At 56.7% G+C, this 18,333-nt stretch carries 20 protein-coding genes; 11 read left to right on the forward strand and 9 right to left on the reverse strand.

Annotation, left to right across the window (positions count from 1 at the left end; translation table 11 throughout):
* Positions 1 to 41: 41 nt before the first annotated feature.
* The 3 genes from uhpC to uhpA are packed head-to-tail and all read right to left on the reverse strand — an operon-like array spanning position 42 to position 3,463.
* Positions 42 to 1,361 carry an MFS transporter gene (gene uhpC, locus QVF11_RS24545; RefSeq protein WP_112216090.1) on the reverse strand — a complete coding sequence of 440 codons (1,320 nt, stop codon included), beginning with the start codon at positions 1,359 to 1,361 and terminating at the stop codon, positions 42 to 44.
* A gap of 9 nt (positions 1,362 to 1,370) precedes the next feature.
* Entirely contained in the window at positions 1,371 to 2,852 is a 1,482-nt protein-coding gene (gene uhpB / locus QVF11_RS24550; protein ID WP_287860036.1) for a signal transduction histidine-protein kinase/phosphatase UhpB, read from the reverse strand.
* A 17-nt stretch (positions 2,853 to 2,869) separates the two neighbouring features.
* Positions 2,870 to 3,463, reverse strand: a complete 594-nt coding sequence (gene uhpA, locus QVF11_RS24555) for a transcriptional regulator UhpA (RefSeq protein WP_112216088.1) — start codon at positions 3,461 to 3,463, stop codon at positions 2,870 to 2,872.
* 338 nt (positions 3,464 to 3,801) lie between these two features.
* Between uhpA and QVF11_RS24560 the strand changes: the two genes are divergently transcribed.
* On the forward strand, positions 3,802 to 4,674 hold the full coding sequence (locus QVF11_RS24560) for a DUF6708 domain-containing protein (RefSeq protein WP_287859993.1): 873 nt from the start codon (positions 3,802 to 3,804) through the stop codon (positions 4,672 to 4,674).
* A gap of 51 nt (positions 4,675 to 4,725) precedes the next feature.
* On the opposite strand, the gene ilvN is transcribed toward QVF11_RS24560, so the two are convergent.
* From ilvN to ivbL, 3 genes are all read right to left on the reverse strand, one after another.
* Entirely contained in the window at positions 4,726 to 5,016 is a 291-nt protein-coding gene (gene ilvN, locus QVF11_RS24565; protein WP_110275937.1) for an acetolactate synthase small subunit, read from the reverse strand.
* A gap of 3 nt (positions 5,017 to 5,019) precedes the next feature.
* Positions 5,020 to 6,708 carry an acetolactate synthase large subunit gene (gene ilvB / locus QVF11_RS24570; protein ID WP_112216086.1) on the reverse strand — a complete coding sequence of 563 codons (1,689 nt, stop codon included), beginning with the start codon at positions 6,706 to 6,708 and terminating at the stop codon, positions 5,020 to 5,022.
* 228 nt (positions 6,709 to 6,936) lie between these two features.
* Positions 6,937 to 7,032, reverse strand: coding sequence for an ilvB operon leader peptide IvbL (gene ivbL, locus QVF11_RS24575; protein ID WP_112216085.1), 96 nt, complete (start codon positions 7,030 to 7,032; stop codon positions 6,937 to 6,939).
* A 585-nt stretch (positions 7,033 to 7,617) separates the two neighbouring features.
* On the opposite strand from ivbL, the gene tisB reads away from it, so the two are divergent.
* The 4 genes from tisB (at position 7,618) to emrD (ending at position 10,490) form a co-directional block, all read left to right on the forward strand.
* Positions 7,618 to 7,707: a type I toxin-antitoxin system toxin TisB gene (gene tisB, locus QVF11_RS24580; RefSeq protein WP_004107126.1), complete on the forward strand. Its 90-nt coding sequence runs from the start codon at positions 7,618 to 7,620 to the stop codon at positions 7,705 to 7,707.
* 70 nt (positions 7,708 to 7,777) lie between these two features.
* The gene (locus QVF11_RS24585; protein ID WP_287860038.1) at positions 7,778 to 8,224 is read left to right on the forward strand and encodes a GNAT family N-acetyltransferase; all 447 of its coding nucleotides are present in this window, start codon (positions 7,778 to 7,780) and stop codon (positions 8,222 to 8,224) included.
* A gap of 70 nt (positions 8,225 to 8,294) precedes the next feature.
* On the forward strand, positions 8,295 to 9,128 hold the full coding sequence (locus tag QVF11_RS24590; RefSeq protein ID WP_112216084.1) for a DMT family transporter: 834 nt from the start codon (positions 8,295 to 8,297) through the stop codon (positions 9,126 to 9,128).
* Between the two features lie 177 nt (positions 9,129 to 9,305).
* Complete coding sequence (gene emrD / locus QVF11_RS24595; RefSeq protein ID WP_112216083.1) at positions 9,306 to 10,490, forward strand: multidrug efflux MFS transporter EmrD; 1,185 nt, start codon at positions 9,306 to 9,308, stop codon at positions 10,488 to 10,490.
* A 51-nt stretch (positions 10,491 to 10,541) separates the two neighbouring features.
* On the opposite strand, the gene QVF11_RS24600 is transcribed toward emrD, so the two are convergent.
* Positions 10,542 to 11,189 carry a TetR/AcrR family transcriptional regulator gene (locus QVF11_RS24600; RefSeq protein ID WP_287859996.1) on the reverse strand — a complete coding sequence of 216 codons (648 nt, stop codon included), beginning with the start codon at positions 11,187 to 11,189 and terminating at the stop codon, positions 10,542 to 10,544.
* A gap of 80 nt (positions 11,190 to 11,269) precedes the next feature.
* Here QVF11_RS24600 and QVF11_RS24605 point away from each other — a divergent pair, with 80 nt between their 5' ends.
* Entirely contained in the window at positions 11,270 to 12,766 is a 1,497-nt protein-coding gene (locus QVF11_RS24605) for an MDR family MFS transporter (RefSeq protein WP_287859999.1), read from the forward strand.
* Here the strand turns inward: QVF11_RS24605 and QVF11_RS24610 are convergent.
* A complete protein-coding gene (locus QVF11_RS24610; protein ID WP_287860002.1) occupies positions 12,763 to 13,677 on the reverse strand; it encodes a LysR family transcriptional regulator in 915 nt (304 codons plus the stop codon). The genes QVF11_RS24605 and QVF11_RS24610 overlap by 4 nt on opposite strands.
* A 102-nt stretch (positions 13,678 to 13,779) precedes the next feature.
* Between QVF11_RS24610 and QVF11_RS24615 the strand changes: the two genes are divergently transcribed.
* The 4 genes from QVF11_RS24615 to QVF11_RS24630 all read left to right on the forward strand — a co-directional run bounded on the left by QVF11_RS24615 (position 13,780) and on the right by QVF11_RS24630 (position 16,833).
* The gene (locus QVF11_RS24615) at positions 13,780 to 14,406 is read left to right on the forward strand and encodes a pyridoxamine 5'-phosphate oxidase family protein (RefSeq protein WP_112216080.1); all 627 of its coding nucleotides are present in this window, start codon (positions 13,780 to 13,782) and stop codon (positions 14,404 to 14,406) included.
* Positions 14,406 to 14,876: a nuclear transport factor 2 family protein gene (locus tag QVF11_RS24620; protein ID WP_112216079.1), complete on the forward strand. Its 471-nt coding sequence runs from the start codon at positions 14,406 to 14,408 to the stop codon at positions 14,874 to 14,876. The genes QVF11_RS24615 and QVF11_RS24620 overlap by 1 nt, the downstream gene beginning before the upstream one ends.
* Before the next feature lie 262 nt (positions 14,877 to 15,138).
* A complete protein-coding gene (gene nlpA / locus QVF11_RS24625; RefSeq protein ID WP_112216101.1) occupies positions 15,139 to 15,948 on the forward strand; it encodes a lipoprotein NlpA in 810 nt (269 codons plus the stop codon).
* Between the two features lie 24 nt (positions 15,949 to 15,972).
* Positions 15,973 to 16,833: a DMT family transporter gene (locus QVF11_RS24630; protein WP_142514987.1), complete on the forward strand. Its 861-nt coding sequence runs from the start codon at positions 15,973 to 15,975 to the stop codon at positions 16,831 to 16,833.
* On the opposite strand, the gene QVF11_RS24635 is transcribed toward QVF11_RS24630, so the two are convergent.
* Positions 16,825 to 17,379, reverse strand: a complete 555-nt coding sequence (locus QVF11_RS24635; RefSeq protein ID WP_142513457.1) for an NUDIX hydrolase — start codon at positions 17,377 to 17,379, stop codon at positions 16,825 to 16,827. The genes QVF11_RS24630 and QVF11_RS24635 overlap by 9 nt on opposite strands.
* A gap of 170 nt (positions 17,380 to 17,549) precedes the next feature.
* On the opposite strand from QVF11_RS24635, the gene QVF11_RS24640 reads away from it, so the two are divergent.
* Positions 17,550 to 18,329, forward strand: a complete 780-nt coding sequence (locus tag QVF11_RS24640; RefSeq protein WP_287860010.1) for an MBL fold metallo-hydrolase — start codon at positions 17,550 to 17,552, stop codon at positions 18,327 to 18,329.
* Positions 18,330 to 18,333 lie beyond the last annotated feature (4 nt).

Raw genomic sequence — 18,333 nt, forward strand, 5'->3', positions numbered from 1 at the left:
TTCTTAGTTTTACGCTATTCGACTGAGAAAGGTGAAGTCGGTCACGCTTCGCGCGGTGCCTGGGCGTTTAAAAACGGCAGCAGCAGCAGGGCGGAAATACCGGCCGCAATGGCGATTACCACAAAGAATCCAGTCCAGTGCCAAATCTCCATCACCTGCGCCAGCGGCCAGCCGGAGAGCGAAGCCCCCAAATAGGCAAACAGACCAACAAAGCCGGTTGCCGCCCCCGCCGCCTCTTTGTGCGAGCACTCCGCCGCCGCCATGCCGATCAGCATCTGCGGGCCAAAAACGAAGAAACCGGTAGTAAAGAAGCAGGCTGCTTGCATTACGTAACTGGCAAATGGCATCAGCCACAGACCGCCGACGGAGAGCAAAATCCCGGCGGCGAAAATCAGATTCATTGGTCCACGATTACCGTTAAATAACTTGTCAGAGCCCCAGCCCGCCACCAGCGCGCCGATAAATCCGCCCAGTTCGAACATGGTTACCGCCGAGTTAGCCGTGACCAAATCGACGCCGAGGGTCTCCGACATATACAGGTTGCCCCAGTCGTTAATCGCCGCGCGCACCACGTACACCAGTACGTAGCACAGCGAGAGCAGCCAGATGTAGGGGTTCAGCAGCACGTATTTGGTGAGAATCTCTTTACGGGTCAGCCCCGCACCTTCCTGCTGCTGGGCTATCTCCAGCTCATCATGCCGCCAGTCGCCCACCGCCGGTAGCCCCACAGCTTGCGGGCGGTCGCGCAGCCGCCAGCAGAGAAACAGTCCGGCGAAGATCGCCAGCATCCCGGCAATCATCATCCCCGTTCGCCAGCCGTAGTGCAGCGCCGCCGCACCAACCACCATCGGGATCAGCGCCCCGCCAACGTTATGCGCCGTATTCCACAGCGCCCACCAGCCACCGCGTTCGGTACGCGAATACCATGCCGTCAACAGGCGGGCGCATACCGGCGATCCCCAGCCCTGAAAAAAGGCGTTCAGCGCCCACAACAGCGCGAAGGCCCACAGCGAAGTGGAGAAGCCGAACAGAATATTTACGACGCCGGTAGCCACCAGGCCAATGCCCATAAAATAGCGGGCGTTAGAGCGGTCGCTGACGATACCGGAGAAAAATTTTGATAGTCCGTAGGTGATGTAAAACAGCGTTGCCAGCAGGCCGATGTCGCTGCGCGTCAGCACGTTGCTGGCGAGGATTTCCGGTACGGCGGCGTTAAAGCTTTTACGGGTGAAGTAAAATAGTGCATAGCCCAGCCAGATGGTCAGCAGAATATGCCGACGCCAGTAGCGATAGCGCTCGTCCAGCGCCTGTTTATCGGCTATCGGTTGAGCATCCGGCGGGGATTTTAAAAAGGCAAACATCATCATTCCTCAGGCGTAACGCAACGGCAGGCTGACGCAAACGCGGGTGCCGTGGGTGCAGGAGATGGTTAAGCTACCGCCCAGCGCCGTAACGCGCTCGCGCATGCCGGTAAGGCCGAAGCCCTGCTGGCCGGAGCCTGGGGGCAGGCCGCAGCCGTCATCCTCCAGTACCAGCATCAGCCGCTGCTCCTGCTGCCAGCCCTGTAACGTAACGGCGCTGGCGCTGGCATGTTTGACGATATTATTCAGCCCCTCCTGACAGACGCGGAATAGGGTGACGCGCTGGTTTTCACTTAGCAGCGATTCATCAATGCGCCACTCCAGGTGGCTGACCATACCGCGATCTTCCAGCTCCATTTCACGCATCAGCGAACGTACCGCCTGTTCCAGCGTCAGGTCATCCAATTGACGCGGACGCAGGCGGCCCAGCAGACGGCGTACCGAGTCGTAGACGCTGAGTGAGAGCTGCTCAATCAGCTGGCCGCTTTGCCGGACGCTGGCGTCGTTCGGTGCCAGACGCTGCACAATCCCCGCCTGGGTGCGAATCGCGGTGATGGTCTGGCCGATATCATCGTGCAGCTCGCGGGCCACCTCGCGGCGCACGCTCTCTTCGGTTTCCAGCAGGCGCTCCGCCAGCCGCTGGTTGCGCACCAGCTCACTTTGCAGAGACTGGTTCAACTCGCGCAGCCGCTGAATTCCGGCCCCTAGCAGCAGGCCCGTCAGGCTTTGCGCCAGCAGAGAAAGTAGCAAATCCACCGGATGATCGTGCCAGGTCTGGCTGGCAATCAGCGCGATAGCGTTCATCAGGGTTGCGATCAGCGCCCCTTGCCAGCCGTAGTGCCAGGCCAGAGCAATGATCGGCAGCGCCAGGCAGAAAGGAGTAAAGCGCGAGAGTTCGGCAGGCAGCCCGAGCTGTAACCAGAGGCTGATGCTAAACAGCAGCAGATACCAGATAAGATGCCGCCCGCGCCAGTTCACCGGCTGCGCCACCAGCGATGGCCCCAACGGCCGCCAGACGGTACTGGTGAGATAGTGCCAGATAACCAGGCAGGTCGGGGCCAGCGTCAGGCCGCCGGTCAGGGTTAGCAGCAGCGCGTTCAGCCCCTCTTTGCCCTCCAGCAGCCAGGGAAGTGACTGAAGCAGCGCGGCAGCGATCAGCGCACCGCCCTGGCGCAGTAGGGTGAGCCAATCGCGCTGATGACGATAGCGCGAGATCAGCGCCACCGGCAGAAGGGTCAGCAGGCTTCCGGTCATCAATATTATCGGATGCGCCAGCGCCACTTCCTGCGCCAGCCAGAAGAGAAGCAGCCACTCCGCGCTCAGCAATACCGGCCAGTAGCCGCGTGGGCATTGCAGCATCAGGCCAAGACGCAGGCCGAAGGGAAATAGCAATACCGCAAGGTCTGGCCGCTCCACCAGGTGCAGGCTGATGCTCCACAGGCAGAACCAGGCAGCAGAGAAGATAAAGAAACAGCCGATTACCGAGAGCAGTCGGGAGAGAATCGCTTTCATTGCCAGCTATCGAACATCCGGCGCGCCAGCTCGACGTCGTTGCTGACGCCCAGTTTTTCCAGCAGATTAGCGCGATGGACGTGAACGGTTTTCGGCGAGAGTCCCAGTTCAGCAGCAATTTCTTTTACCGCCATCCCCTGCGCCAGCTTTTCCGCCACTTCGCGTTCGCGTTTGGTGAGCGGGTCCCGCCGCCCGGCCGCCAGTTTCATGGCGATATCCGGCGTCAGGTAGCAGCCGCCTGTCGCCACCGTGCGTACGGCGGCGATAAGTTCATCCGGACTGCAACGTTTGGAGAGAAAACCGCGCGCCCCGGCGTTCAATGCCTGCTCTACCAGCGCCGGACTGTCGTGGACTGACAGCATGACGACAGCCATCCCTTTCGGTAATTGGCTCAGCAGCTCAAGCCCGGAGATATCCGGCATTGAGATATCGCAGATGCAAACCTGCACCCCGCGACCGGGCAGTCCCGCCAGCGCCTCGCGCCCGGAACCAAATTCGGCGACGACCTGAAAATCGGCTTCCAGCCCCAGCAGTTGGGCAAAACCGGAGCGGACGATAAGGTGATCGTCGATAAGGGCGATAGTGGTCATGGCGATTCCTGGCGGGTTAAAAAACGCGCTTACCTTAACGATATACACTTCATCCTTCAAGCTGCCTCTGCTCCTCTCAGTCACTTACTGAAGTAAGCACCCGGGGATTCTCAGATTTTTGCCTTGACGACGCGCGGCTTGTGTAGCCAGCACGTCATTCACAACGGCGGGAGAGATATTTAATTTTTATGTCTTATTGGAACAATCGTAATATAAGCCTGAAAGTCATTCACACGTAAAATATATCACGATTATTTCTGCCAAAGATCAATGAGTATATTATGTACAGTACGTAACCTGCGTGATATTGTCCCTAAAGAATCAGCAAGGGAATATATATGCATCAACGACCTCACTTAGCAAAGCAAACGATCGATGAGCACGTGCTCAATAAGATAAATAAAAAAGCGCAGAGTAAAACAGATAAACTCTCGCACAGCGAAAAATTAGCTTATGTCAATGATGACTACTGCGAGATTACACGTAACTACACTTCATTTTATGGGATGAATATTCTGGGTGTTGTGCTTTTCTTGCCTGTTGTTATTTTATGTTTTGGTGCTACGCTATTTTTATTATATGATGCAGCATTCAATTTTGAGCGTTATGTTGAAACCTGGAGTTCAAGAGTAGGCGATGAGTTTTTACTGCATATTGCCTTTTTCACTATATTTTTCATGACATTTGTTTTTGCTGCCATTGTTAATTACTTTATCTTCGCTCCTCGACACTATCCGGTTCGCTTCAATAGAAAAACCGGCAAGGTTTATGTTTACGATTACGTTATGTACAGTATTACTTATAAATTAACCTATACTTTTTGGTGGTATCATCCTTTTTATAAGCGAACAAAACCCGAATGCAAAGAGTATGACTGGAGCCAGATACAAGCCATCAGTATCTATTCACGCAATAAACACTCATCATATTCCACAATTCGCTGTGTCGTTTATGACTCCAGCATCAGCACCACTATGATCGATTCCTTTAACCTGATATCGACCGACGCAGGTACGGACGCGCTGTTTATGCCTAACTACAAGCTGTGGCTATGGATTAGTAATTATATGAGTTTCAACGATGCGTTATTAGATACATCCCTTAATATGAAACCAGGCATTTATGGCCGTGAAGTAAAGTGGCCTGATGAGATGGATAAAAAATCTAAAGCATCATCTTTAGATGAGTACAGAAAAATCTGCTCTGAATAACCCCAGAGCAGATTTTCTTCCCGGCAAGAATATTTCTGCCGGGAAGATGAGTTACTCAAAAAAGACGGCAATTTTGCTGAACATGGACGGGTCGGACTGGTTGCGTACCACTTTCTCAACGTCTTCCAGCTTTTCGATCTGGCTAATCATCTGCCCGAGGCGCTGGTCGTCGTTGACCAGTAGCCAGATGCGGCTCTGATTGCTGTCCTGAATCGGCAGGCAAAGAATGCCTTCCACGTTAAATGCGCGGCGGGCAAACAGGCCGCAAACGTGGGTCATTACGCCAGGATGGTTGCGCACGGTGAGCTGTAGAATAACGTTTTCATGAGTTGGTTGTTGCATGGCTTATTCCCCCACCATTTCAGTATTGGCCGCACCCGGCGGTACCATTGGATACACTTTTTCTTCGGCATCGATACGTACGTGGATCAGCGCCGGGCCTGGGCGGTCGATAATTGCCTGCAGCGCCGCCTGCGGGTCGGCTTCGTTATTTAAATCACAGGTTTGCAGGCCGAAACCGGCGGCGATCTGCATAAAGTTGATCATTCCCGGGTAGGTGGCGGCAAACACGCCCTGCTTATAGAACATGCTCTGCTGCTGATGAACCAGCCCCAGGGCTTCGTTATTCATCAGGATGATTTTCACATCCAGCTGATTTTCCGCCGCTGTTGCCATCTCCTGGATATTCATCATCAGGCTGCCGTCGCCAGAGAAGCAGATAACCTTGCGCTGCGGGTTCGCCAGCGCCGCACCAACCGCCGCGGGCAGACCAAATCCCATGGTGCCCAATCCGCCGGAGGTCAGCCACTGGCGTGGACGGTTCAGCGGATAAGCCTGAGCGGTCCACATTTGATGCTGGCCCACATCAGTGGTCACAATCGCTTCATCGTCAACGCAGGCGGCCACGGCGTTAATCAAACCATAATGGCTGAGCGGGTCTTTCTCCTGCGGGATGTTGCAGGGGAATTCACGCTGCAAATCCGTCACCAGCTGCAGCCATTCGCTGCGCGGCTGCGCCTCGACCTGTGGGATCAACTGAGCCAGCACCTCGGCAACGTCGCCCTGGATCGCCACGTGCGGCTGCTTAATTTTACCCAGCTCTGAACGGTCGATATCAACATGAATAATCTTCGCGTTCGGGCAGAACTGCTCGGTTTTACCAATCGCCCGGTCATCAAAACGCGCACCTAAAACAATCAGTAAATCAGCCTCTTGCAGAATAAAGTTGGTACTGCGCGCGCCGTGCATCCCCAGCATGCCCAGCGACAGCGGGTGCGCTTTCGGCAGCATCCCCAGCGCCATTAAGGTCAGGGTGGTCGGCAGATTGGCTTTCTCCGCCAGCTGGCGAATCTGTTCAGGAGCGTTGACGACCCCGCCGCCCAGGTAGAGTACCGGACGCTGTGCGGCGTTAATCATCGCCGCTGCTTCACGCACGCTGGCGCTGTCGAACTCCGGGGCCGCCATGCGGGTTCCCGGTTCCGGCAGGGCATCCAGCTCAATGGTTGCCGCCTGGACATCCTTAGGAATATCTATCCACACCGGTCCTGGTCGCCCGGACTGCGCGATGCGAAACGCGTCACTCATCACCTGCGGCAGTTCAGCGATATTGCGCACCAGGTAGTTGTGCTTAGTGATGGGGATAGAGATACCGTAGGTGTCGACTTCCTGGAAGGCGTCGGTGCCGATCATTGAGGCCGGAACCTGGCCGGTAATGCAAACCAGCGGAATCGAATCCAGGCGAGCGTCGGCGATGGCGGTAATCAGGTTGGTGGCCCCCGGCCCGCTACAGGCCATACACACCGCCGGTTTACCCTCGGTACGCGCCATGCCCTGAGCGATAAACCCCGCGCCCTGCTCGTGACGCGCCAGGATGTGGCGAATCTGCGTGCTTTGGCTTAATGCGTCGTAAATGGGAAGGATAGAGCCGCCCGGAATGCCGCTGACCGTGGTGATCCCCTGACGCTCCAGTAAATGAACGACTAACTGTGCGCCAGTGAAGCGCATTTTTTGTGATGTTGTGCCCGAACTTGCCATGCTCCAGTCCTTTTATTCTGGGCCGACTTTACGCGTCGTACTTCACGTTGCTGGTGCGTTGGCTGCGCTTGGTCACCCCAGTCACGTACCTATGTACGTGACTGGGGATTCGCTCACTTGCCGCCTTCCTGCAACCCGAATTACTTAGCTTATCCGGGCAGGGCTCTTAAACGAAAAACCCCGCTCGGTTTGCGCCGGCGGGGTTTGGAATTCGTGTTGTTCCGGACCCTACGGCGCGTTGCCGACGACGACCACCACAGACACGACGACCACCGCGGCAGGCGCGGTTAGTAGTAGAGTCGAAGTCAGGATGGATGCGTTCATTAGGGACCTGTTGTCTTAAAAAAGTGAATGAATTTATACAAACACAGCTTTTGCCATTTCACAACGGATTTATTTTCAACCATGAGAAACTGCGTGAAGGATCACATTAATTTGCGAAGAGATAGAAACAAAAAACCCCGCGCGTGGCGAGGTTTTTTGAACGGTGTCTTTGCGGTTGGTAGCCGCGAGTACACTGTATTACGTCAACGGAAAAAGTATACGCGATCGGGGGAGAAGGCGCAATTTCGCGACGGTTTTTGCTGATGTAGAGTATGGATCGTACTCGCAGATTTGTCCAAAATATACTGTTCATTTATACAGTAATCATTCTATACTGATGGGGTACGCAGAGTGACATCTGGGGGCCGCACTTTTACCGGCGCAAATGAAGTCCTGGCTGAAACGGGTGGTGCCGTCAGCGCCTTAACCCCAGCAGAGCACACTGTGTTACGTCAACAAATACCCTGAATAACTTGGGTCGTAGCCGACAGGCCGCGCCTGAAATATGACGGGTATACCCTGGCTGGCAACAGGCGGCGGAAAGGTACGCCAGTCGGTCGTGCTCCTGAACCAGAGGAGACGCGTATGGGCGGAGTGGATATCGTTGTTCTGATCCTGAAACTCATGGTTGCCGTGTTGCAACTGCTTGATGCAGTCCTGAAACAGTTCCGCTGATTCAGGTTCAAGTCGCACCTGAGAGGGGCGGGAAACCGCCCCTCTACAGGCTAACCCGATGGAGAAAACCATGGCACCGCTGTTGATTGCCGCAATAACCCCGGACGACCCAGGTTTTACGGCGCTGCGAGTCGAAAGCTTGGCGCAAAATTACAATATGCTCCGCCGCCTGGCAGAGAACTGGCAAAGTGGGGAAAACCGCTTTAACGCCCCGGGAGAAAAGCTGCTGGGGGCCTTTGCATATGGGCAGCTGGTCGGCGTGTGCGGGCTGAACATCGACCCTTTTAGCCAGCAGGTGCGGGCCGGGCGCATTCGCCATTTATATATCGGTGAGCGCCACCGTCGACAGGGGATTGGGCACCAGCTGTTGGTTTCGGTTATCACTCACTCTGGTGCCAGCTTTGATTTTCTCAACACCCATGCGCCGTCAACGGCCTGGTCGTTTTATGAAAATCTGGGATTTCGCCCGGTGTTCGATGAACCCCAGGTCACACATCGTCTGTTCTGCTCACTTTAGCCATCGCTGGCTGCCGGGGAGAGCGCATGTTACAGTCCAGTGACGATTTATTCCCCATATCCGGGCCGTAATGACCATCACCGTATTCTGTATTTTGCTGTTCGCTGCTTTGCTTCACGCCAGCTGGAACGCTATCGTTAAAGCGAGCGGCGATAAGATGTATGCGGCAATCGGCGTTAGCGGTTCAGCCGCATTAATTGCCCTCGTTTTACTCCCCTTTGCCCCACAACCCACACTCGCCAGCGTGCCGTTTCTTGCTGTCTCCTGTGCGTTACAGGTGGTGTACACGGTGCTGGTGGCGAAAACCTACCAAGTCTCCGATATGAGCCAGACCTATCCGCTGATGCGCGGAACCGCGCCGCTGCTGGTGGCGATAATCAGCGTCACTTTCCTTGGCGACCACCTCTCGCCGCTGGCGTGGCTGGGAATTGGCGTCATTTGCCTGGCGATTCTGGCGATGGCTTTTAACGGGCGATCCCGTTCAAGTACCGGTATTGTACTGGCGCTGATTAACGCCTGTTTTATTGCCGGTTACACGCTGGTGGACGGAACCGGGGTGCGGCTTTCAGAAACCGCGCTGGGCTATACGCTGTGGACCTTTTTCATGAACGGTTTTTGTCTACTGAGCTGGGCGATGATCGCCCGACGCCCGCAGGCCAGTCGCTATTTACGCCAGCACTGGAAGAAGGGAATGGTCGGCGGCATCGGTACCATGGGCTCTTACGGTCTGGCGCTGTGGGCAATGACTCAGGCACCGCTGGCGGTGGTCGCCGCTCTGCGCGAAACCTCTATTCTTTTCGGCGCGGTTATCGCTTTTATCTTACTGAAAGAGAAGGTGGTTCCACTGCGTATCGTTGCTGCCTGCGGTATCGCCGCCGGGGCGATTCTGCTACGGCTGTCTTAAGCCGGATATGGCAACATTAGTTGCCGATTATTGTTTACAAAACCTGTCTGAAATACCCCGATAATCCCTCCGCTCAGGGTTGTTCTGTCATTTTTATGTGGTAGATTCCTCCATCGTTTTGCGGGTGTGTTAGTCACATATTCTTTATCTTCTATATTTCACAAAGTATTCATCGACATGAAACGGCATAAGAACTTCAATTTGTTGTTGATGCTGGTACTGCTGGTGGCCGTAGGCCAGATGGCGCAGACCATTTATATTCCGGCGATAGCCGATATGGCGATATCGCTCAACGTTCGTGAGGGCGCGGTGCAGAGCGTCATGGCCGCTTATCTGCTGACCTACGGCGTATCGCAGCTCTTCTACGGCCCGCTATCGGATCGCGTTGGTCGTCGCCCGGTGATCCTCGTGGGAATGTCTATTTTTATGCTAGCGACGCTGGTTGCCATCACTACCCATAGCCTACCGGTGCTGATCGCCGCCAGCGCAATGCAGGGGATGGGCACCGGGGTCGGCGGCGTGATGGCGCGAACCCTGCCGCGCGATCTGTATGAAGGCGCACAGCTCAGGCACGCTAACAGTCTGTTGAATATGGGAATCCTGGTCAGTCCGCTGCTCGCGCCGCTGATCGGCGGTATTCTCGATACCCTGTGGAACTGGCGGGCCTGCTACGTCTTCCTGCTGGTGCTTTGTGCTGGCGTGACCTTCAGCATGGCGCGCTGGATGCCGGAAACCCGACCAACCGGCGCACCGCGTACCCGGCTTATCACCAACTACAAAACCCTGTTCGGTACCGGCGCGTTTAACTGCTATTTGCTGATGCTGATCGGCGGCCTGGCGGGGATCGCCGTTTTTGAAGCCTGTTCCGGCGTACTGATGGGCGCGGTGCTGGGTTTGAGCAGTATGTCGGTCAGTATCCTGTTTATTCTGCCGATCCCGGCGGCGTTTTTTGGCGCCTGGTTTGCCGGACGCCCGAATAAACGCTTCCCAACGCTGATGTGGCAATCGGTGATTTGCTGTCTGCTGGCGGGGGTGATGATGTGGATCCCGGGCTTGCTGGGCATCATGACCGTCTGGACCCTGCTGGTGCCCGCCGCGCTGTTCTTTTTTGGCGCGGGGATGCTGTTCCCGCTGGCGACCAGCGGTGCGATGGAACCATTTCCTTTCCTTGCGGGAACCGCCGGGGCGCTGGTGGGTGGGCTGCAAAACATTGGCTCCGGCGTGCTGGCATGGCTGTCGGCAATGATGCCGCAGACCGGTCAGGGCAGCCTGGGCCTGTTAATGATGCTGATGGGCTTGCTGATTCTGCTGTGCTGGCTGCCGCTGGCATCGCGGTTTAGCCGCCACCAGCAGCCGGTTTAAAGCTTCTCCGGTTCGTGACGCGGGCTACCGGCCCGCAGATGGCGGTGAATCTCAGCCGCCAATTCCGTGGCCAATCAGTGCCAGCGCGTGGCTGACAATCATCTGCTTGTTCACTGATTGCAATCGCACGTCGGTGTGGGTACGCGAAAACGGCACCAGTACCAGGCTTATTAAGGTAGTAAACAGCAGCTCCGGCGACAGCGCCGGGTTGAGTTTGCCCTCCTGCTGCCAGCGGCGCACCGTCGCCAGCATTTTGTGGTATTTCTCATCGCCAAAACGCGCGTGCATATGCTGACGCAGTACCGGCATCTCGCCGATGATCTCCTGCATCCACAGCGGTGCGAACCATGCATTTTTCTCTGCCATCGCCGCCAGAGTTTCAATAAGCAGGGTAAAAGCGGTCACCGGCTCATTGCTATGTTCAACAAAAATTAGGCCGATATTGTTGCGCAGCGGCATAAAGCGCTCTTCGACCAGCTTTTCCACCAGCGCCTCCCGCGAACTGAAATAGTAGTGCAGCATCGCGGGCGTCACCCCCGCTTCTTTGGCAATGGCGTTCAGTGAAATCCGCGCGATCCCGTGGCGGGCAAACAGCGCCAGGGCAATATCCATCAGCTGTTCGCGGTTGGCGGAACCGGATTTTTGCCCGCGCGGGCGACCGGGGCGACGTGGGGCTTCATTGTCTTTTTGTGCTGACATCGTATGGCGATCCCTTGACCTGATTCATCATTTCCCTAAATATTAATTATGTATTTAATTAATTTCAAGCGAGTGATGCTATGACATCTGAAGTCGCGAGCCAACCGGCGGTACCCTCGATCCGCCTGCTCTTCAGCGCTCTACTGCTGGTCATGCTGCTATCAGCGCTGGACCAGACTATTGTCTCGACCGCGCTGCCGACCATCGTCGGCGAACTCGGCGGGCTGGATAAACTCTCGTGGGTAGTGACCGCCTATATCCTCAGTTCGACCATCGCGGTGCCGCTGTACGGCAAATTTGGCGACCTGTTCGGACGAAAAATCGTCCTGCAGGTGGCGATCGTGCTGTTCCTTGCCGGTTCCGCCCTGTGCGGGCTGGCACAGAACATGACCCAACTGGTGCTGATGCGCGCCCTGCAAGGGTTAGGCGGTGGTGGCCTGATGGTGATCAGCATGGCGGCGGTGGCCGATGTGATCCCGCCTGCTAATCGCGGTCGCTATCAGGGGTTATTTGGTGGTGTTTTTGGCCTGGCGACGGTGATCGGGCCGTTAATCGGCGGCTTCCTGGTGCAGCACGCCTCCTGGCGCTGGATTTTCTACATCAACCTGCCGCTGGGCCTGTTCGCGCTGCTGGTGATCGGCGCGGTTTTTCACAGCAGCAACAAGCGCAGCCAGCACCAGATCGACTGGCTAGGGGCGATTTACCTCAGTATGGCGCTACTGTGCATCATTCTGTTTACCTCCGAGGGTGGCAGCGTCCGCGCGTGGAACGACCCGCAGTTGTGGTGCATTCTGGCCTTTGGCGTGGTGGGGATTATCGGTTTTATTCATGAAGAACGACTTGCCGCAGAGCCGATTATTCCGCTCTCATTATTCAGCAACCGCAGCTTTCTGCTGTGCAGCCTGATTGGCTTTGTCGTTGGGATGTCGTTGTTTGGTTCGGTGACCTTCCTGCCGCTCTATTTGCAGGTGGTGAAAGCGGCGACGCCGACCGAGGCGGGGCTACAGCTGATCCCGCTGATGGGCGGTCTGCTGCTAACCTCGATCATCAGCGGACGCATTATCAGCCATACCGGTAAGTACCGGGTGTTTCCAATTATCGGCACCCTGCTGGGCGTGGTGGGAATGGTGCTGCTGACGCGCATTACCATCCACTCGCCAATGTGGCAGCTGTATCTGTTCACCGGCGTGCTGGGAGCGGGTCTGGGACTGGTGATGCAGGTGCTGATACTGGCAGTGCAGAACGCGATGCCTGCGCAAATGTACGGCGTGGCGACCTCCGGCGTGACGCTGTTCCGCTCGATTGGCGGCTCTATCGGCGTGGCGCTGTTTGGCGCAGTATTCACCCATGTATTGCAAAATAACCTGCAACACCTGCTGCCGGAAGGTGCGCAGCTGCCGCGGGCGCTGAATCCGGCGGCGGTACAGAATTTGCCTGCGGAGATTCGTCTGGATTACCTCGACTCCTTCGGGGCCGCTATCCACGCGGCATTCCTGATGGCGGCCTGCATTATGGCGGTGGCGTTTGTGCTCTCCTGGCTACTGAAAGAAGCACCGCTGAAAACGACTGCTCACTAGGTGGTGGCGGCAATACGCAGCAGCGCCCGACGCAGGGCTGGTGCAGCGAAATCGATAAATTTACGTAGCTTGAGCGGGGCCAGGTCTCGGGCGTTAGAGAGCAGATGCACCGGCGCGGGTTCCGGCTCCATCGTTTGAAAAATCAGCTTCAGTTCGCCGCACACCAGGCCATCGATAGCCTGGTAATGCAGCAGGCGCGCCACGCCAGCCCCCAGTCGGGCGGCATCGGCGGCGCTCTCCGGGGTGGTCACCGAAAGCACCGGAGCGATCGCGACCAGCCGGTCTTGCGCTTCTGTGGTATTAAACCGCCAGCCGCTGTAGGGCATCGGCGACTCAATGTGAATCATCGGCAGTATGGTCAGATCGCGCGGGCGTTCTGGCGTGCCGTATTTTTCCAGCAACCCCGGATGCGCACAGGTGACGATGCGCATCTCACCAAGGCGGGTCGCCACCATCCCGCTATCCGGCAAGGCACCGATACGTACCGCTAAATCAACATGATCGTCCACCAGGTCGGCGTTGCGATCGCTAAGCAGTAAACGGACGCGAATCTGCGGGTAACGGGCAAGAAATTCCGTGATTACCGGTAAAACGTGCTGACGACCAAACATGATAGGCGCAGAGATCGTCAGCTCGCCTTTTGGTTCCTGATATTCACCCGCCGCCTGTCGCTCGGCGTTCTCCACCTCTTCGAGGATCTGCCGCGCGGCGGCGACATAATTGGCTCCGGCGTCGGTCAGCGTTAGCTTGCGGGTTGTACGGATGAGCAGGCGTGCACCGAGCGTATTTTCCAGTTCGGCAATATTGCGGCTGACAGTGGTCAGAGGCGTATTTAGCGCCCGCGCCGCTGCCGACATACTGCCGAGTTCAGTCACTTTCACCAGCAGCGCCATGGCGCTGAGTCGGTCCATAATTATCCCATTTTTCGGAAAGATGATTGCCGGATCCCCACTATTATCTTTTTTGCCGACACAGTCCATGATGAGTCATGCCACATCGCCTCTGGAGGATTTATGTCAGCAGACTTTCTTGATATCGCCATGACCCCGAACGTGATGGATGTTCAGCATGAGATGGGCAGCGACGGGATGTGGCAGTCACCGTATCGCCCGCGCAAAGGCGAGCGCTTCAGCGATAGCGAAGAGGGGATGATCACCACCCGCGATAGCTTCTACCTGGCGACGATTTCGCAAACTGGCTGGCCCTATATTCAGCATCGCGGCGGCCCGGTGGGTTTCCTGCATCTGTTGGATGAGACCACGCTGGCGATGGCAGATTTTTCTGGTAATCGCCAATACATCACTACCGGCAATTTGCGCGGTAGTGACCGGGCCTGCTTGTTTTTGATGGATTATCCGCGCCGTGCCAGGCTGAAAATCTACGCCACCGTGGAAGTTGTGGCAGCGGGGAGCGACCCGGAATTATTGGCGCGGGTCACGCCGGAGAACTACCGGGCCAGAATCGAGCGTATTTTTCGCTTTCATTTACAGGCTTTTGACTGGAACTGCCCTCAGCATATTACTCCCCGCTATACCGCTCAGCAGGTGGCGGAGTATAGCCAGACGCTGCAACAGCGTATTGACGAACTGGAGCGGGAAAATCAGCGCCTGCAGCAGCGTATTCAAACAGGAGATTCATGATGACCGAACAACGTCCGCCTCTACCGCCGTTTACCCGCGAGAGCGCCGCGCAAAAAGTGCGGGCAGCTGAAGATGGCTGGAACAGCCGAGATGCCGGAAAGGTCGCGCTGGCCTACACCGTCGATAGCGAATGGCGTAATCGCAGCGAATTTGTGCACGGCAGGACGCAAATTATCGACTTTTTGCAGCGAAAATGGCGTAAAGAGCAGGAATACCGTCTGATTAAGGAGCTGTGGGCGTGGAGCGATAATCGTATTGCGGTGCGCTTTGCCTATGAGTGGCACGACGACAGTGGCAACTGGTTTCGCTCCTACGGCAATGAGAACTGGGAATTTGACGAGCGTGGCCTGATGCAGACGCGCTACGCCTGCATCAACGACCTGCCGATCGCCGAGAGCGAGCGCCTGTTCCACTGGCCCCAGGGGCGTCGCCCGGACGATCACCCGGGATTGAGTGAACTTGGGTTGTAAGGCGCGTCCCCCGTTCTATGGAACGAGCCTCATCGTTGAAGAGATGCCCGGAGGCAGCGCTGCGCAGCTGTCCGGGCTACTCGATCGCAGCCGACGGTGAACCCGTAGCCCGGGCAGGCGCATCGCGCCGCCCCCGGGAGAAAGGGGGAAGATGATTTTATTTCCGATTGCCGTTTTTGCGTTTAAAACCTCACCCCAAAGTCGTTATAGTTTCAGACGAAAAAATAATAACGATTCTCTATGGACTGACGGGGTAATAACAATGAAATTGCGTTTACGGACAGCCGCCGCCGTGGTGCTGGCGGGCCTGCTGCTGGCGGGCTGCGACCAGAAGGGCGGCGATGCCAAACACATTAAAGTTGGCGTCATTAACGGCGCGGAACAGGATGTAGCAGAAGTGGCGAAGAAAGTGGCCAAAGAGAAGTATGGCCTCGATGTCGAGCTGGTGGGCTTTAGCGGCTCGCTGCTGCCCAACGAATCCACCAACGCCGGGGATCTGGATGCTAACGTCTTCCAGCACCGCCCGTTCCTCGAACAGGATAACAAAGCCCACAATTATCACCTGGTGGCGGTCGGCAATACTTTTGTTTTCCCGATGGCGGGCTACTCGCGAAAAATTAAATCCGTCGCCGAGCTGAAAGACGGCGCGACCATCGCCATTCCGAACGACCCGACCAACCTGGGCCGCGCGCTGCTTCTGCTCCAGCAAGAGAAGCTGATTACCCTCAAAGCGGGCACCGGCCTGCTGCCGACGGCGGTCGATATTACCGACAACCCGCATAACCTGAAAATCATGGAGCTGGAAGGGGCGCAGCTACCGCGCGTCATCGACGACCCAAAAGTCGACGTGGCGATCATCAGCACCACCTATCTGCAGCAAACTGGACTTTCACCGGTACGTGACGGCATCTTTATCGAAGACAAAAACTCGCCGTATGTGAACATTATCGTGACCCGCGAAGACAACAAAGATGCGGAAAACGTGAAAGAGTTTATGCAGTCCTACCAGTCGCCGGAAGTGGCGAAGGCGGCAGAGACTATCTTCAACGGCGGCGCGGTTCCCGGCTGGTAATTATTGACACAAGGAGATGTGGCGATGACCCGGCAACGCCAGGCTGATTTGCTGCTCATAGCCGCGACGGTTATCGCCGCCTGCGGATGGATTTTTTCCCGTGAAGCGATTGCCGGCATGCCGGTTTTCGCCTTCCTCGGCCTGCGCTTTTTCTTCGCCGCGCTGCTGCTGCTGCCGTTCTGTCGCGGCTTACACGTCGACAAGCAGCACTGGCCGCGCATGATTATCAGCGGCCTGTGGTTTGCGCTAAACCTGTGCCTGTGGATCTACTCGGTATCAACGACCCCGTCGCTGGGCGAAGGGGCGTTTATTATGAGCCTGTCGATGCTGTTCGTGCCGCTTACCGCCTGGGTGATGATGAAGGCGCGTCCGGCGCGGGCCTACTGGGAGTGCCTGCCGATTGCGGTTATCGGTCTCGGATTGCTCAGCCTGCATATGCCGATTGAGTTCCACCCCAGCCAGGGCTGGTTCCTGCTGACCGCGCTGGTGCAGTCAATCTGGTTTTGCTACACCAGCAAAAGCGCTCGCGAGGTGCCGCTGATCCCGCTGACCACCGTGCAGCTAGGCATCACCGGGGTTGTCGGGTTGGGGATTTCCGCCGCCGTCGAGACCTGGGATCAGCCGTTTACCCTGCCAACCTTCGGCTGGCTGCTTGCCAGTATCGTCATTGCGACCAGCCTGCGCTTCGGCCTGCAAATGAAGGGGCAGAAGTACGCAGCAGTCGCCAGCGCGGCAATCATTATGGTGCTTGAGCCGCTTTTGACGGTGATTGCCGCCGCGCTGTGGTACGGCGAACAGCTGCCGCTGCAGAAGATTATCGGCGGCGTGTTGATCCTCGTCGCCCAGCTGTGGTTCCGCTGGCGGATGCTAAAGCCGCTACGCTAAGCCGGTGCGCCGCTGCGCCATCAGATGCAGCAGCGGCACCAGCGATAGCCCGTCCGGCATCTCGCCGCGGGCGATCAGCTGGCCAATCTCTTCGAGAGTGAACCAGCCGGTTTCCATCACCTCATCCTGATCTTCATCCATTCCCACCCAGGTTAAATCGCTGGCGAGCCAGGTGATAAACAGCTGGTCGCTGCTGCCGTAAGAGGGGTTATAGCGGATGATTTCTTCGGCGTTCTGCGCCTGCCAGCCGGTCTCCTCCCGCAGTTCACGCAGGGCCGCCTCGCGAGGGTCTTCTCCTTCATCAACGCCGCCAGAAGGAACGGCCCATACGACCTGGTCTATCAGGTAGCGGTAGTGGCGAATCAGCAGCACTTTGTCATCCTGCATCGCCACAATCCCCACCGCTGGTCGCGGGTAGTGGATGGAGTAAAAATCCCGCCGATCGCCGGGGGCCATATCAATACCGACCTTGCGCATGCTGAACCATGGGGTATCCGCCATCACCTCGGCGTCGTGCATATCGGCGGCGGTTAACTTCTTCTTCATCGTAGCCACTCTTCCTGAAAATTGAGCGTTCAGCACACCACAGGCGAGGGCGGATGGCAATCACCGCAGATTGGCCCAATTTCATCGATCATTGCCCACATGCCCATATTGAGCCAGGCTTAGGGCACGTACGATGTTCGCCAGATGACTGCAAAAGAGGAATGAACATCATGAAAATTACCCACATTCGTAACGCCACCCAGATTATTGAATATGCAGGGAAAAAGTTTCTGATTGACCCGATGCTGGCGGATAAAGGCGCCTGGGCGGGATTCGCCGGAACCGCGCGCAGCGAGTTGCGTAACCCGCTGGTGGCGCTGCCTTTTTCCATCGACGACGTTGTGGATGTTGATGCCGTTATCGTCACCCACACCCATGAAGATCACTGGGACGAGGCGGCGATCGCCGCGATCCCCAAAACGCTGCCGATCTATGTTCAGCATGAGGCCGATGCTCAATTGCTGCGCGGACAAGGGTTCAGTGATATTCGTCTGCTCTCTGAGGACAGCGCATTTGCTGACGTTGCCCTGGTGAAAACCACTTCCGGCCAGCACGGCAGCGACCGCACCTATTCTGTTCCGGCGATGGCCGAACGTCTGGGCGAAGCCTGCGGCGTGGTACTGCGTCATCCACAGGAGAAAACCCTGTGGTTGGTGGGCGATACCATCTGGCGCGATGAAGTAGAAGCCGATATGGTCAGACTGCAACCGGACGTGGTGGTGCTGAATGCCGGATATGCTCACGTTATCGGCTTTGGGCCGATCATTATGGGCAAAGAAGATGTGCTGAAGGCACATTTCACTCTGCCGGAAGCCAAAATTGTCGCTGGGCACATGGAAGCGGTAAACCACTGCCTGCTGAGCCGCGATGAGCTGCGTCAGTACGTGGCTGATAATCAGATTGTCGATGTGGTCAGCATCCCGCAGGATGGGGAAACGTTGGTCTTTTAATGCC

This window comes from Klebsiella sp. (assembly GCF_027492335.1).
Classification (GTDB): Bacteria; Pseudomonadota; Gammaproteobacteria; order Enterobacterales; family Enterobacteriaceae; genus Klebsiella; species Klebsiella huaxiensis.